The organism is Paenibacillus sp. FSL F4-0100 (genome assembly GCF_037993005.1).
GTDB lineage: Bacteria > Bacillota > Bacilli > Paenibacillales > Paenibacillaceae > Paenibacillus_AQ.
Window position 1 is genome coordinate 2,180,436 of the sequence record NZ_CP150303.1, and the last position, 15,244, is coordinate 2,195,679.

General features: G+C 51.5%; 14 protein-coding genes. All 14 read left to right on the forward strand.

Annotated elements, in window-relative coordinates; all coding sequences use genetic code 11:
• Positions 1 to 25: 25 nt before the first annotated feature.
• Positions 26 to 1,204 (forward strand): exonuclease SbcCD subunit D, encoded by a 1,179-nt coding sequence (locus MHH48_RS09510; RefSeq protein WP_076320583.1) that lies wholly within the window; start codon positions 26 to 28, stop codon positions 1,202 to 1,204.
• Position 1,205: 1 nt separating this feature from the next.
• Positions 1,206 to 4,658: an AAA family ATPase gene (locus tag MHH48_RS09515; protein ID WP_076320584.1), complete on the forward strand. Its 3,453-nt coding sequence runs from the start codon at positions 1,206 to 1,208 to the stop codon at positions 4,656 to 4,658.
• Between the two features lie 283 nt (positions 4,659 to 4,941).
• Positions 4,942 to 5,301 carry a histidine triad nucleotide-binding protein gene (locus MHH48_RS09520; protein ID WP_071222932.1) on the forward strand — a complete coding sequence of 120 codons (360 nt, stop codon included), beginning with the start codon at positions 4,942 to 4,944 and terminating at the stop codon, positions 5,299 to 5,301.
• Positions 5,302 to 5,486: 185 nt separating this feature from the next.
• Positions 5,487 to 5,660: a 30S ribosomal protein S21 gene (gene rpsU, locus MHH48_RS09525; protein WP_005547957.1), complete on the forward strand. Its 174-nt coding sequence runs from the start codon at positions 5,487 to 5,489 to the stop codon at positions 5,658 to 5,660.
• 16 nt (positions 5,661 to 5,676) lie between these two features.
• Positions 5,677 to 6,117 (forward strand): GatB/YqeY domain-containing protein, encoded by a 441-nt coding sequence (locus MHH48_RS09530; RefSeq protein WP_053489149.1) that lies wholly within the window; start codon positions 5,677 to 5,679, stop codon positions 6,115 to 6,117.
• A gap of 314 nt (positions 6,118 to 6,431) precedes the next feature.
• On the forward strand, positions 6,432 to 7,736 hold the full coding sequence (locus MHH48_RS09535; RefSeq protein ID WP_083659561.1) for a nodulation protein NfeD: 1,305 nt from the start codon (positions 6,432 to 6,434) through the stop codon (positions 7,734 to 7,736).
• Between the two features lie 92 nt (positions 7,737 to 7,828).
• Positions 7,829 to 8,830: a flotillin-like protein FloA gene (gene floA / locus MHH48_RS09540; RefSeq protein ID WP_076320586.1), complete on the forward strand. Its 1,002-nt coding sequence runs from the start codon at positions 7,829 to 7,831 to the stop codon at positions 8,828 to 8,830.
• A gap of 18 nt (positions 8,831 to 8,848) precedes the next feature.
• Positions 8,849 to 9,427, forward strand: coding sequence for a hypothetical protein (locus tag MHH48_RS09545; protein WP_076320587.1), 579 nt, complete (start codon positions 8,849 to 8,851; stop codon positions 9,425 to 9,427).
• A gap of 141 nt (positions 9,428 to 9,568) precedes the next feature.
• A complete protein-coding gene (yqfC, locus tag MHH48_RS09550; RefSeq protein ID WP_071222936.1) occupies positions 9,569 to 9,862 on the forward strand; it encodes a sporulation protein YqfC in 294 nt (97 codons plus the stop codon).
• A complete protein-coding gene (gene yqfD, locus MHH48_RS09555; protein WP_076320588.1) occupies positions 9,859 to 11,052 on the forward strand; it encodes a sporulation protein YqfD in 1,194 nt (397 codons plus the stop codon). Before yqfC ends, yqfD begins: the two co-directional genes overlap by 4 nt.
• 6 nt (positions 11,053 to 11,058) lie before the next feature.
• A complete protein-coding gene (locus tag MHH48_RS09560; RefSeq protein WP_076320589.1) occupies positions 11,059 to 12,030 on the forward strand; it encodes a PhoH family protein in 972 nt (323 codons plus the stop codon).
• A gap of 14 nt (positions 12,031 to 12,044) precedes the next feature.
• Entirely contained in the window at positions 12,045 to 14,345 is a 2,301-nt protein-coding gene (locus MHH48_RS09565) for an HDIG domain-containing metalloprotein (RefSeq protein ID WP_076320590.1), read from the forward strand.
• Between the two features lie 2 nt (positions 14,346 to 14,347).
• On the forward strand, positions 14,348 to 14,845 hold the full coding sequence (gene ybeY / locus MHH48_RS09570; protein ID WP_076320591.1) for an rRNA maturation RNase YbeY: 498 nt from the start codon (positions 14,348 to 14,350) through the stop codon (positions 14,843 to 14,845).
• Positions 14,845 to 15,228 (forward strand): diacylglycerol kinase family protein, encoded by a 384-nt coding sequence (locus MHH48_RS09575; protein WP_076320592.1) that lies wholly within the window; start codon positions 14,845 to 14,847, stop codon positions 15,226 to 15,228. Before ybeY ends, MHH48_RS09575 begins: the two co-directional genes overlap by 1 nt.
• Positions 15,229 to 15,244: the final 16 nt, after the last annotated feature.

Below are 15,244 nucleotides of genomic sequence, written 5' to 3' on the forward strand. Positions count from 1 at the left end.
TTTGAAGCGGGAGAGGAGATTAGCGATGCGTATTTTGCATACCGGAGACTGGCATCTGGGGCGCGCACTTGAAGGCCGGAGCAGGCTTGCAGAGCAGGAGCGCTTTCTGGATGAACTGGTTAAGCTGGCAGATGAAGAGCAGGCCGATCTGATCCTCATGGCGGGGGATGTTTATGATTCCGTAAATCCGCCTGCGGCTGCAGAGCAGTTGTTTTATGATGCGGCCGCCAGACTTACGGAGGGGGGCCGTCCTATGGTGGTCATTGCAGGCAACCATGATCAGCCGGAACGGGTTGCATCGGTCACGCCGCTTGTTGCAACCAGGGGCATAACGCTGATTGGGACTCCCGTCGCCGATGCGATCACTGTTGCAGCAGCACGTACCGGAGAAACGGCCAAGATTGCAGCACTGCCTTATCCGTCTGAGGCCAGGCTCAATGAGCTGCTATCGATCGATGGAGATGAGGATCAGCTCCGGCGTGCCTATAGCGAGAGAGTCGGACAACTGATGAGGAAGATGGCAAGGGAATTTTCTCCGCAGACGGTCAATCTGGCCATGAGCCATATTTATGTACTTGGCGGCGTCGAGAGCGATTCCGAGCGGCCGATTCAGGTCGGTGGAGCGTACACGGTTGATCCGTTGGCACTCTCTGTAGGCGCATCTTATACGGCGCTTGGTCACCTGCATCGTTCTCAGGCAGTAAAAGGGGAGGGAATCATCCGCTACAGCGGTTCACCGCTGGCCTACAGCTTCTCGGAAGCGGGACAGGCCAAGTCGGTGACCCTGGTTGACGTATCGCCAGGAGGAGCACCCGTGATCGAAGAGCTGTTTCTCAGCAGCGGTCGCCCGCTTGTTCGCTGGAAGGCCAAAGGCGGCTTGGAAGAGGTGTATCGATGGCTTGATGAGGGGCGTGATCCCGAAGCTTTCATAGATCTGGAGGTATCCCTAACGGAGGCCATGGGGCTTGCCGACATTCAGCGACTTCGAAAGAGCAGGGACGGCATTGTTCACATCCGTCCGGTTTACCCGGAGATGGAGGCGCTGGAGCTGGAGAGCGAACGGTCCCGACTGCCGCTGCCGGATCTGTTCCGAAAGTTCTACCAGCGGCAAACCGGCGGGGCGGAGCCCGAGGATCATCTGGTCGATTTGTTTCTGGAGCTTGTAGAGGAAGAGGAGTCTGACGGGATGGAGGTGAAGCCGTAAGATGAAACCGATCTTGTTGAAGTTATCCGGACTGCAGAGTTATCGAGAAACGCAGGAGATTGATTTTGAGAGGTTGTGCGAAACCGGACTCTTCGGTATTTTTGGACCGACGGGAAGCGGGAAATCCACGCTGCTGGATGCTATTACTCTAGCCATGTATGGAAAGGTGGAGCGCGCAGTTAACGGAACCCAGGGCATCATGAACCATTCGGAGGATAGCTTGACCGTTTCCTTTACGTTTGAGTTGTCTTCCGCTGCCGGGCTGGAGCGATATCGGGTAGAGCGCCGATTCAAACGGGTCAACGAGCTCTCCATCAGCAATACGGTGAGTCGATTTATCCACGTTACCCCCGATGGGGATCAGGTGATGGCGGATAAATTGGCCGAAGTCACCCGCTGCGTAGAAGAGAAAATCGGACTTAAAATGGATGATTTTACTCGCGCGGTCGTCCTTCCTCAAGGAAAGTTTGCCGAATTCCTCTCCCTGAAGGGGAGTGAGCGTCGGCAGATGCTTCAGCGGCTGTTTCATTTGGAACGATACGGAGACCAGCTTGCGATCAAGCTCAGCCGCCGCGTTAAGGATACAGAGGGTTCGCTGAAATCCGTCGAAGCTGAACAGCAAGGGTTGGGCAGTGCAGGCAAAGAAGCTTTGGCGGAAGCGACTACGAGGCTGGAAGATGCCAAGAAACACGCGGTGTCATGCCGGAATCATCTCCAGGTCGCCATCGAAGCCCATGAAGCCATGGGTAAAATCCGTGAGTTGGATATGGAAAAACGGCGGCTGCAGGGGAAACTGGACGAGCTTGCCCTTCATGAGGAAGAGATGAAGGAGCTGGAACGAAAGCTTGAGCTGACAGGGGCGGCAGCCGCTGTTCTCCCTGCACTTGAGGCATGGCGGGAATCCGGCAAGGTCTGGGAGCAGCGGCGGCAGATTGCCGAAGGACTCACCGTCCAGGCTGCATCCGCTCAGAAGGCGGCGGAACAGGCCGTAAAGGCGGATGAAGCTGCCCAGGCAGCCCTTCGGGCCGAGGAGCCGAAGCTGGTGCTTCGGGAGCAGCAGCTGGAGCAAGCTGTTATATTGCAGCGGGAACGTGATGGATTACGGGAAGAACTGATTAGGCTGGATGCACAGCGAGTGGATGCACGCAAAGAGCTTGAAGGGGGAACTGCCCAACTGCAGAAGGAGCAGGAGCTGCTTGAACGAGGGAGAAAGCGGCAGGAGGAGCTTCAAGCCAAGCTGAAAGGGCTTGAGACCCGCTCTGGTGAGCGGCAGGCGCTTCATATGGCGATGCAGAAGGTTCAAGCCCTCGAGTCAGCCGGCAGACTCAAGCAGAAGGCTGAGCTTGATTTAAAGACACAGGAGAGCAAGCTGAAGGAGCAAAAGGCAAGGTTTATTGCCCTGCAGAAGCAGGAGCAAGAATTGCAACAGCACTACATACAGCTCTCCGTGCAAGTTGACAGCTTGCAGCGTGATGCAGCCGAGGCCTCATCGTTTGCCGATCGGATGGCAGCCGCGGCAGCTCAGGTAAACCAGGCGATGAGCCAATCGCTTCGCGACAAACAGCTTCATGCCCTGTCCCTTTCGCTGGCCGCCGAGCTTCAGGCAGGAGCGCCTTGTCCGGTTTGCGGGAGCGAACATCATCCTCGCCCTGCTGCCTCATCAGGGCAGCCTGAAGATAATCTTGATGAGGGCATGGATCGGCTGACGCAGATCACGCATCAGATCCAGGAGGCCAGATTAACCCTGCGAGGGCAGCTTAACGAAGCGGAAGCGCTGGCTACACAGACGCGCTCGCAGATTGAGTCGTACGCAGATGACGAGCTGCTTGCCGTCAAACGCGACGGGCAAGAGCAGGAACGCGGATGGATGGAGGCGGCAGTGTCAGCCATACCTACCGCTGATAAACTGTACGATGTGGAAAGGCTTGCTTCGGATACAGCATGGCTCCTAAAAGCAGCCGAAACTCAGGCTGCTGCCATCGGACCATGCCGTACGGAAGCCTCCAAGGTACAGCAGAGTCTCTCCACATGCCAGCAGGAGCTTATGAAACAGAGCGCCGCGCTTGAGAATGGTCAAATGACATGGAACCAGCTGCGGGATCAGCTTGCAGGACTGGAAGCAGAAGCTGAGGGCATTCTGAATTCCTGGCAGGAAGTCAAGCCGGATTTCTCTCTGGAAGAGGCGGCCGGCCGTTTTAAGCTCATGCAAGAGAAGGATGCGGAATCCGAGTCGATCAAGGAAGGGCTTGAGCGCAGCGTTCCATTTATCGAGGAGAAGAAGCAGGCCGTCCTTCACTTGGAGCAGCAGCTTCGTGAGCTGGAGAAGCTGCTGATTCAATGGGATGCGCAGCGTGAAGGTAAGATGGAGGGGCTGAAGGATAAAGAAGAGCGTCTTCAGGCATGGATCGGCGACCGGTCGGCTGAGGAGCTGCTGGGCGAATGCCGGACCAGAATGACGATGCTGAATGAATCCGCTGAACAAGCCAGAAGCGAGTGCAGGAAGGCAGAGGAGAAGGCTCAGCATGCAGCCAAGGAAGCGGCTCTTGCAGAACAGGCTGAGGGAGCCGCGCAGGAGCAGCATCAAGCTGCCAAGCTTGCCTGGGAGAACCAGCTGGCAGGCTCACCGTTCGCTACGGAGCATGCCGTCATGGAAGCCTGTTTAACCCCGGAAGAAATTGAACGATGTGCACAATTAGTGAAAGCCCATCGGGAAGGACAGCGGGAATGGACGCTGAGACTTCGCGACGTCGAACAGAAGCTAGGCGTAAGCCCTTTTCATGAAGAGGAGTGGGAACGGTGCTCAGGCGAGCTTCAGGCGGCCCGTACAGCCGATGAGGAGGCCCTTCAAGCGAGAGCTCGAGCTGAGCGGGACTTGGAAGACCTGAACAAACGTCACATCCGTTTTATGGAATTGGAAGAGCAGCGTCTTAGCCTTCAACGAGAGAGCGAGCGCTTGTCCAAATTGCAGTCCTGCTTGCGCGGAAACGCGTTTGTGGAATACATTGCGGAGGAGCAGCTGATGCAGGTGAGTCAGTCGGCTTCCCAGCGCCTTCGCTATTTGACCAAGCAGCGCTACTCACTTGAGGTGGACTCCGGGGGAGGATTCGTCATTCGGGACGATGCCAACGGCGGCGTCCGGCGTCCGGTATCCACACTATCTGGCGGCGAGACATTCCTGACCTCATTGGCCTTGGCTTTGGCACTCTCGGCACAAATTCAACTGCGCGGGCAATATCCACTGCAGTTCTTTTTCCTCGACGAAGGGTTCGGCACACTGGATCCGGAGCTGCTGGAGACGGTCATTACCGCGCTTGAGCGTCTCCATACGGATAAGCTGACCGTTGGCATTATCAGTCATGTGCCCGAGCTTCGGGCGCGTCTGCCGCGCAAGCTGGTCGTACGGCCGGCGGAGCAAGCGGGAGCTGGATCGCAGCTTGCGATCGAATCGATGTAATAGCGAAACATGGATGATGTGATCTAGATCACGGAAACAGCAACATGGCACTGTTATAGTACAGATAAGCCGACATATGTAAGAAGCACCGGGCAGGCGCTTGATCATGAGAGATTCCTATCTTTTTCCTTGCTCTCATGATCAAGCGCCTCCTTACTGGACAGCTGCGTTCCAGGGGTGCTTCTCTTTTTTTTGTGAGTATGCCTTAATTGTCATCTATTGGACGCACTGCCTAATTTCTTATATGATAAAAGTATGTAAACGTAGGAAAGGGGTAACCGTAATGGATTGTCTTTTTTGTAAAATCGTAGAGGGTGAGCTTCCTTCCACGAAGGTACTCGAGAATGATAAGGTGCTTGTTTTTCAAAACATTAACCCGGAGGCACCGGTTCATGTCCTGATCATTCCCAAGAAGCATATCGCATCCATGAATGATATTCAGGATGAAGATTTGCTGCTGATTGGCGAGATGCACAAAGCGGCTAAAGAAGCCGCGGCGAAGCTGGGCATTGCGGAGAGCGGTTATCGATTAATTAACAACTGCGGGCCCGATGGGGAGCAATCGGTGTTTCATGTGCACTATCATCTGATGGGCGGTCGCCGTTTGGGCGCTTTAACAGGCATTTCACCTGCTCATACATAACATCAGGCCAAGGAAGAAATAGATCAGCCTCGCAGCGGAAGCGTCGCAGCGGGGTTGTTCTAATTCTTGCCACTATCGTAAAATAGACGTCTAAGGTTGACACCCTATTTCCGTTTGCCCTATAATGAAGTTTGATGAACCGTGTTAATGCTCTTGGACGGTCTGGTCGGAGGGAGGGAAAACTGGTGTCTGAAACTAAAGTTCGCAAAAACGAGACAATTGATGCTGCACTTCGTCGCTTCAAGCGTTCCATTGCTAAAGATGGCGTATTGGCTGAAGTGAAGAAACGCAAGCATTATGAAAAGCCAAGCGTAAAGCGCAAGAAAAAGTCCGAGGCTGCTCGTAAGAGAAAGTTTTAGGAGGATCTGAACTAGCATGAATCTTAGCGAACGATTGAACGAAGATATGAAGCAAGCGATGAGGAGTAAGGACAAGTTCAAACTCTCAACGATTCGAATGGTTCGTTCGACGATAAAAAATCTTGAAATAGATTTGAAACGAAGTTTGGATGACAACGAAGTGCTTGATATTTTTAGTCGTGAAATCAAACAGCGCAAAGATGCCCTCCAAGAATTTGAAAAAGCGGGACGCGACGATCTTGCCGCCGATGCAAAAGCAGAAATTGAGCTCCTTAGCGCCTACCTCCCGGAACAGCTTACTGAAGAAGAAATTAAAGTCATTGTACAGCAGACCATCCAGGAAACCGGTGCTTCTTCAAAAGCCGAGATGGGTAAAGTAATGAGCGCTCTCATGCCGAAAGTTAAAGGGCGTGCAGATGGGAAGCTTGTCAATCAAGTTGTTCAACAATTTCTGTAACAACATAAGTGAAACACCCCTTGTTTTCTCAAGGGGTGTTTTTTCTTTTTTTGTGGGTAATGCTTTCGAGGACCGCCTCTTCGCGATGTTTTTTAAAGAATGGGTATACTTTTTGAAACGAAATCGTTTCTGATTCGTAATAACTACCATATGAGTGCAAGTAGATACATATGCTTATGCAAAAGGCAGGTCGTTGAACCCTATTTGTCGAAGTAAGGGTACAGATGGCTTAATACGTCGAAAAGGAGGGGAACAGATTGAACAAACCGTTTTGGATCCGCAAATTCCTGACATTCACGGCAGCCGCCGTTCTGATGCTGATATCAGTCGGAATGTATGTTGGGCCAGTGAAATCCGCAATGGCGGCTAACATCGGCTCGGTTTACGTCATTCCGGTCAAGCAGCAGATCGAGCGCGGCTTAACAAGTTTTATGGAGCGCGGATTTAAGGAAGCCGAGGAGATGTCGGCGGGTCTTATTGTTCTGGAGATCGATACACCCGGCGGTCTTGTGGATCAAGCCGGCAAAATTGCCACCTTGATGAAGGACAGCAAGATTCCGATCGTGGCTTACATTACGGGCGATGCCGCATCAGCCGGCAGCTATATCGCGCTTAATGCAGATAAGATTGCTATGTCGCCTGGCAGCATGATCGGCGCAGCTTATATGGTCGATGCCAGAGGCAACCGGATTGAAGATGCTAAGCTGGTGTCCTGGTGGAAGAGCAAGATGGCTGGCGCTGCTGAAGCGAGCGGTCGAAACAAACAAATCGCGATGGGTATGGCTGATGTCAACCTAAAGGTCGATATGCCTGAAATCGGTTTGACCAAGCAGCCCGGCGAGGTGATATCTTTAACGGCTGATGAGGCACTCAAGACGGGGTACGCGGATACGATTGCAAGCAGCACCGACGAGGTGATAGCTTGGATGGAGTATTCCACCCAGGACGTATTTCGGATGGAGCCCACGTTCTCGGAGAAGCTGGCAACCTTTCTTACGCATCCGGGTGTGATGACACTTCTGTTGTTCATTGGTATTGCAGGCGTTATTATCGAGGTTATTGTTCCAGGATTTGGTGTGCCGGGAATCTTGGGTGTAGCGGCATTCGTACTGTATTTCTTTGGTAACCAGGTGGCCGGATTTGCCGGTTGGGAGACCTGGCTGCTGTTTGTGATCGGTATCGTGATGCTGGCTATGGAGCTGTTTGTGCCAAGCTTTGGCATACTGGGCATCATCGGCTCGGTAAGTTTGATTGCCGGCGTTGTGATGGCGGCCTACAGCACTTCTCATGTTGCCCTGTCCCTGGGCATTGCGGCAGCATCGGCTTTGGTGGCCATTATCGTGGTTGCCCTCGTATTCAAGGAACGAGGAGTATGGCGCAAATTCATTCTCAGTGACAGCTTATCGAGGGAGGAGGGCTATATTCCGAACGAAGACCGGGATGTGCTTATCGGTCTGGTCGGAACTTCGATTACGCCGCTTCGCCCGGCTGGAACGATGGAACTTGAGGGACGCCGACTCGATGTGGTTACGCTTGGAGGATTCATCGATTCCGGTCGACCGGTACGCGTCATTAAGACGGACGGTACAAGAATTGTTGTAGAGGAAGAAAAAGGGTGAACCCTACCACGGAATTGTGTAATATTAAAGAGCTAGTGTTTAAATGTTCCAAGTGATGAAAGCAAATACTCAATAATGGAGGGTAAACGAATATGGATGGTTCATTGGTACCGATTCTTCTGATCGGGGTTGTCGCGATCATCGTACTTAGCGTGTTTTTCAGTTTCTTCCCGTTAATGCTCTGGATCTCGGCGATCGCCTCCGGCGTTCGCGTCGGAATAATTACATTGGTGGCTATGCGCCTGCGGCGCGTAACACCAAGCCGAATCGTGAATCCGCTGATTAAAGCGACAAAAGCAGGCCTTGGTTTAAACATAAACCAGTTGGAAAGTCACTATCTCGCAGGCGGTAACGTAGACCGGGTGGTCAACGCCTTGATTGCAGCCCAACGTGCGAATATTCCGCTTGAATTCGAAAGAGCAGCCGCGATTGACCTTGCGGGACGCGATGTTCTGCAAGCTGTTCAGATGAGCGTTAACCCGCGTGTCATTGAGACACCAACCGTTGCCGCTGTAGCAAAAGATGGTATTGAAGTGAAAGTTAAAGCACGTGTAACCGTACGTGCCAACATTGACCGTTTGGTCGGGGGTGCAGGGGAAGAAACGATCATCGCCCGCGTCGGTGAAGGTATCGTTACCACGGTCGGTTCGAGTAATTCTCATAAAGACGTATTGGAAAATCCGGATTCGATCTCCAGAACGGTTCTCTCCAAGGGATTGGATGCCGGTACTGCATTTGAAATCCTGTCCATCGATATCGCGGACGTGGATGTAGGCAAAAACATCGGCGCATACTTGCAGACCGAACAGGCGGAAGCCGACAAGCGTATTGCCCAAGCGAAGGCGGAAGAACGCCGCGCGATGGCGGTAGCCCAAGAGCAAGAGATGAAGGCTCGCGTCGTAGAGATGAGAGCACGCGTTGTGGAATCGGAATCCCAAGTTCCGCTGGCTATGGCTGAAGCGCTTCGCAGCGGCCAACTGGGCGTGATGGATTATATGAACCTAAAGAATATCGAAGCCGACACGCAAATGAGGGGTTCCTTCGGTAAGATGGGTGAGAATAATGACAATCCCGGTGACAACAAAACCAAGTAACGATGAGGTGAGCCTATAGTGAGCTGGTTATTCGATAATATTTACATTGTAGCTGTTATAGGCTTCTTCATTATCTCCGCCCTCGGAAGACGCGGCAAGAACCCTGAGGAGGGGAAAAACCCCCGTATGCCGTCCTTTGGTGGCGAAGGGGACCGTCCTGCAAGACCGGGGCAGCAGCGGCCACAGCGGCCTGAAGCAAGACGGGTACAGACGACTCCGCAAGTCTCCCGTCCGGCACCTGTTCAGGAAAGCACCCGGATCGAGCGGATGGATGAAGAAGAAGCGGGTACCGGAAACGGATATTCTCTTGAGCATCAAGAAATAGACCGAATGAAACGTGAGCTTGAAATGAATTCTAGCCATGACAGTATGGATTACCGAATCGAGATGATGCAGAGGGATCTGGACCGGATCCACTCTCATTTGAATCGGATGACCCTCGATATACCGGAAACCGTTGTCGAAATCCACGACGAAGAGCGAGAACAGAACAAGAATGATCGATCGTTTCTTGCAGAACAAGCTCGAAATGGCATTGTTTGGGCCGAGATTCTGGGAACTCCGCGTGCCAAGCGCCCCATGAATCCTCGGCGTTAAATTGGATGCAGTTAATAGATTCATAGAAGCGGGAGACCGCCTCGTCAGATTTTTTGACGGGGCGGTCTTTTTACTTTTCATCTCATAAAACAGCTTCTTGGGGCATAAGGTGTACAGTACAGGAAGGGGGAAAGTCTCCATATGTCCCGCATCAGCCGCAAGCTGCAGAAATGGACCCAAGAAATGCTTGATTTGCCACAGGACCTGTTATTTGATTTGCCGCGGTTGACCCTGATTGGCAATAAAGAGCTGCATATCGAAAATCATCGCGGAGTCCGGCATTTTTCTGAGGAGCGACTTGTGTTGTCTTTAACGCAGGGTTCTTTGGAGATTTCGGGGACCGGACTTGCGATTCAGGCTATTCAAAGTCATGAAGTGACCATCATTGGCACCATTCATCATATTCAATACATAGGAACGGGGGAGAAACCGTGAAGATTCCGACGATGATCCATCTTCGAGGATATTTGAAGCTCGCTGTTCGCGGTGAGCATGTGGAAACATTCATCAATTCATTGGCGGAGGCGGGGATTCCGGTTTGGGATGTAAAACCGACAGGGGCTCACTCAGCAGAGCTTAAGCTGCTGCTGAAGGATTTCAGAGGGCTCCGTCCGCTGTTAAAACGGACAGGCTGCCGTACGCGCATTAAGGGGCGCTACGGATCCCCCTTCAAAGCTCACCGCCTGCTGAAACGCAAAGCGTTTGTTATCGGCGTTGTTGCGTTTTTTATGATCCTGCTGACACTTTCCTCGATGGTGTGGAACGTGGAAGTAGAGGGGAATGAAACCATCGCTTCAGAAGATGTGCTAGATGCGGCCAAGTTGGAAGGGATCTACCCGTTTCAATGGATATTCAAGCTGCAATCGCTGGACAAGCTGTCCGGGAATATGACGGCCCGCCTCCCGGGAACTTCATGGGTAGGGGTGGAACGCAACGGGACGCGCATACGTATACAGATCGTAGAGGCGGCTGTACCGGAGAAACCGCCGCTTCAGAGCCCAAGGCATCTGATCAGTACGCAGGACGCTGTCATCACCCATATTTACACCGAGAAGGGGGTTCCTAAAGTAGGGATTAACAACCGGGTAAAGAAGGGCGACGTTCTGATCTCCGGTGTCCTTGGCGATGAAGAAAACTCGGAACGAATTGTAGCCAAAGGGGAAGTGAAAGGCCTTGTATGGCATGAATACGATATCGAGATTCCATTGGTGAAGACTCATAAAGTTTATACGGGGGAAGGGAAGAAGCGCTCCTATATCGTATTTGGCGATCGGGCCGTCCAGTTGTGGGGCTACGGGGATATTCCGTTTTCGAAGCAGGAGACCTTGACTTTCTATGATCCGCTTACTTGGAGGACGCGCGTGCTGCCGCTCGGCTGGATGACGGAAAAGATCATGGAGGTTACCGAGGTCCAGCGGACCATAAGCGAGGCTGAAGCCAAGAAAGAAGGAATCGAGGGGGCACGCCGGGATATTTTGGCGAAATATGGGGCGGATTCCAAATTCGTGAGCCAAAAAATTTTGCATGATAAGAAAGAGAATGGTAAAGTTTATATGAAAGTGCTTTTTGAGGTGGAAGAGACCATCGCGAAAGAACTTCCCATAGTATATGATCAAGGAGAATGAGGCTATTTGTCACAGCAAACGACCAGCATTCAAATTTTACTTCAAAGCGCGTCAGAAGGTCTGTCCTTATTCGGACCACAAGATACATTTCTTAAATTAATCGAAAAAGAAATTCCTGCGACGATTGATTCACGGGAAGCGGTCATCACCATTCGGGGACAACATCGAAATGTGGAGAGTCTTCAGCAGCTGTTTGAAGTGCTGCTCCAGCTTGTGCGCAACGGCTACATTTTGACCGAGCGTGATATTCTTTATGCAGTAGAACTTGCCAAGGATCTGAGAGCGGATCAATTGCTGGATCTGTACAAGGGCGAAATCACGACAACCTTCAAGGGTAAGCCTATTCGTGTGAAAACCATCGGTCAAAAGCACTATGTGACCACCATCAAGAAACGGGATATTGTATTCGGTATCGGTCCTGCCGGAACAGGGAAAACCTACTTGGCCGTTGTTCTGGCTGTTGCCGCACTGAAGGAAGGATCCGTCAAACGGATCATTCTGACAAGGCCGGCAGTCGAGGCTGGAGAGAGCTTGGGCTTCTTGCCGGGAGATCTGCAGGAGAAGGTTGACCCTTATCTCAGACCGTTGTACGATGCCCTATACGACGTCATGGGCCCGGATCAAACGGCCAAGGCACTAGAGCGTGGGTTGATTGAAATCGCGCCGCTTGCTTATATGCGCGGGCGGACGCTGGATGATTCATTTATTATTTTGGATGAAGCACAGAATACCACACCGGAACAGATGAAGATGTTTCTGACACGGCTTGGATTCGGCTCGAAGATGGTCATAACAGGGGACGTAACCCAGATTGACCTGCCGCGGGGCAAGAAATCAGGACTTATCGAAGCTAAAAGGATATTAAGCGAAATTGAGGAAGTCGGATTCGTCTATTTTGCCGAACAGGATGTCGTACGTCACTCTTTAGTACAAAAAATCATCGTCGCTTATGATAAAGCAGCAGAAAACCAAGATTAAAGGGGATTGTCGCAATGGCCTCCAAAGAACCATCGACGGACAAGTCCATATGGGGTAAAAACAGCGGATGGAAATATAGCGTGGCAACACGCTATATTCTGTTTTTGCTGCTTGCTTTACTCTTTTATATCAGTCTAGCATCCAAGCTTTTACCGGAACGGTATGACATACAGGTCAATACGAAAAGCGAAAAAAATATCGTGGCGCCCGTGCAAATTGAGGATAGCAAGGCAACGCTGAAGGCACAGGAGGCGGCGGCGGAGAACGTACAGCCGATTTACCCTCTCGTTCCTCTGCGGAATGACGTTCTCGTTACACAAATCCTTGATCGCATTGAACGTGTGAATCAGGACGTGGATATAAGCTCCGCGGAAAAGGTGGAAGTTTATCGCAGAGAAATTCCGAGGATGGCCCGAGAATTCGTGCAAAACTTCGTGTCGGCCAACAGCACGAATGAAGCTTATTCCAAAGAGCTGCTTCAGGAAATGCAGCGGGTTATCGAAGAACAAACCTATCGGATCCCTGAGGAAACGTTCATTAAGATACCGAGGTTGAATTCGGAAGATATTATTCAGATGAAGCCTGTAGCTCGCGAGATTGTATCCAGGCTGATGCTGAACGAAATCGTGGATGCCGATACGGCCCGTACCCGCGTGGCGGAGAGAGTGAACACAAGCTCGTTGAATGATCGGACCGCCAGGGAAGTCGTTCAGGAATTGGCGAGTTTAACGATTACGGCCAACAAGTTCTATGATGAGGTTGCCACGAAGAATGCGAAGGTTGAGGCCAGAGAGAATACCCCGCCCGTATTTATCAAACAAGGGGATATCCTCGTAGCGAAGGGCCAGATGATCACACCGGAGCTTTACGAGCTGCTTGGTAAAAATGGCCTGCTGAAGGACGATATTAATTACTGGCCGGAGCTGGGCGTTCTGCTTCTGTCCGTCTTGCTGTCTCTTGGCATACTCAATTTCATCCGGCAGTCGGAACCCGGTAAATTCAAATATAACAACTCGCAGCTGCTAATGCTGGTCCTGGTGTATGTGATCACGCTGATCCCCATGCATTTGACCGCATTTCTGCAAAGCGATTCCCAGATGTATGTTGGATATCTTGCACCTGTCGCGATTGGCGCGATTCTGATTACCCTGCTGTTGGAAACCTCGCTGGCCTATTTCAGCGTCATCATTTTCAGCATCATGGCAAGTGTTATATTGAACGTCCAAGGCGAATTGTTTGACTTCAAGTTCGGGTTATTCGCAGCCGTGACTTCTTGCGTGGCGATCTTCTCGATTCACCGCGCGAGCCAGCGGTCGACGATGCTGAAGGGCGGTATTATGGCTTCTCTCTTCGGCTCATTGATCGTGTTTATCATGCTGCTGCTCAATAACGATACATGGACTACGAGCGAAACGCTGTATTCGATCGGTTTTGCCATCGCGGGCGGCTTGTTAACGGCCATCCTGGTTATCGGGTTAATGCCGTTCTTCGAAGTAACCTTCGGTATTCTGTCGGCGCTGAAGCTGGTGGAATTATCGAACCCGAACCATCCGCTGCTCCGCAAATTGTTGACGGAGACGCCGGGCACTTATCATCACAGTGTCATGGTCGGAAATTTGTCCGAAGCTGCGGCGGAAGCGATTGGCGCCAACGGACTGCTGTGCCGCGTCGGTTCCTATTATCATGATATCGGAAAAACTAAGCGTCCGATCTATTTCATCGAGAACCAGAACAATATGGAGAACCCGCATGATTCCATTGAACCGAAGCTGAGCAAATCCATTATCGTTGCTCACGCAAGGGATGGCGTAGAAATGCTCAAGGAGTACAAGCTGCCTAAACCGATACGGGATATCGCAGAGCAGCACCATGGCACAACGTTTTTACACTATTTTTATCATAAAGCGGTTCGTCAGGCTGAAGAGCAGGGCATCGAACCGGATTTCACCGAAGATGATTTCCGTTATCCAGGACCGAAGGCTCAATCCAAGGAGTCTGCGATTGTCGGCATAGCCGACAGCGTGGAAGCGGCTGTCCGTTCATTGCGTAAACCGACGGTGGAACAGGTTGAATCGATGATCGAGAAGATTATCAAAGGTCGTCTGGATGACCATCAGTTTAATGATTGTGATTTAACGATGAAGGAACTGGATATTATCGCCAAGACATTAAAGGAAACGGTGATGGGGATTTTCCATTCCCGGATCGAATATCCGGAAGATGTGAAGCGTCCCAAGCCGTCCGCACCAAATGGCGATATCTCGACTGCTTCCGAGACATCCGCAACGAGTGAGGAACAGAGAAGGAGCGTATAAGAATGAGCCTGCAGCTGGCATGGAATAATGAACAAGAGGATTTTCAGATTAGCGAGGAATTGATCGCCCTGCTTGAAGTGATTCTTCAGAAGGCCGGAGAGGCTGAAGGCGTAACCGATGGAGAGGTGGATCTGACTTTTGTCGATGATGAGCAGATCCATGAATTGAATCGGGAGTATCGTGGAATCGATCGTCCGACCGACGTTCTCTCCTTTGCAATGAATGAGATTACGAACGATGAGCTCGAGATCATTTATGAGATCGAAGAGGGAGAAGATCTGGAGAGCGTGCCGGATGTTCTGGGTGATATCATTATCTCGGTCCCTCGGGCGAAGCTGCAAAGCGAAGAATATGGTCATTCCTTGGAACGGGAGCTTGGTTTTCTGTTCGTTCATGGATTTCTGCATTTGCTCGGATATGATCATCAGGATGAGGCGAGCGAAGCGGAAATGATGGGCAAGCAGGAGGCTGTACTTGCAGAAGTAGGATTGACAAGATAGTGAAGCCGCACAGACAATCGTTATACAGGGCATTTGGGTGCGCGATACGCGGCATCTTGACGGCTGTACAAACGGAACGCAATATGAAAATCCACATTGCTGCTGCCTTGATTGTATTCATCGCAGCAGCTTTGCTGCAATTGGATCGAATGAGCTGGTTGTTTTTGTTATTGGCGATTGCTCTCGTATTTATCGCGGAGCTGGTGAATACTGCAGTAGAGGCCATTATCGATCTGATCTCGCCAGAAGAACATGTTTTAGCTCGGGTGGCTAAGGATACAGCAGCCGGTGCAGCGTTAGTTGCAGCGGTGTTTGCCGTCGTAATCGGCATTCTGGTCTTCTATGAACCGCTATGGGAATGGATACAATCAATGACAAGTTGAACAATAGGAGGAACTG

What these genes read in the sequence shown, in the direction of transcription:
- MHH48_RS09510 (WP_076320583.1), top strand. Translation starts at nt 26, where the DNA reads ATGCGTATTTTGCATACCGGAGACTGGCATCTGGGGCGCGCACTTGAA.
- MHH48_RS09515 (WP_076320584.1), top strand. Translation starts at nt 1,206, where the DNA reads ATGAAACCGATCTTGTTGAAGTTATCCGGACTGCAGAGTTATCGAGAA.
- MHH48_RS09520 (WP_071222932.1), top strand. Translation starts at nt 4,942, where the DNA reads ATGGATTGTCTTTTTTGTAAAATCGTAGAGGGTGAGCTTCCTTCCACG.
- MHH48_RS09530 (WP_053489149.1), top strand. Translation starts at nt 5,677, where the DNA reads ATGAATCTTAGCGAACGATTGAACGAAGATATGAAGCAAGCGATGAGG.
- MHH48_RS09535 (WP_083659561.1), top strand. Translation starts at nt 6,432, where the DNA reads ATGCTGATATCAGTCGGAATGTATGTTGGGCCAGTGAAATCCGCAATG.
- floA (WP_076320586.1), top strand. Translation starts at nt 7,829, where the DNA reads ATGGATGGTTCATTGGTACCGATTCTTCTGATCGGGGTTGTCGCGATC.
- yqfC (WP_071222936.1), top strand. Translation starts at nt 9,569, where the DNA reads ATGTCCCGCATCAGCCGCAAGCTGCAGAAATGGACCCAAGAAATGCTT.
- MHH48_RS09565 (WP_076320590.1), top strand. Translation starts at nt 12,045, where the DNA reads ATGGCCTCCAAAGAACCATCGACGGACAAGTCCATATGGGGTAAAAAC.
- ybeY (WP_076320591.1), top strand. Translation starts at nt 14,348, where the DNA reads ATGAGCCTGCAGCTGGCATGGAATAATGAACAAGAGGATTTTCAGATT.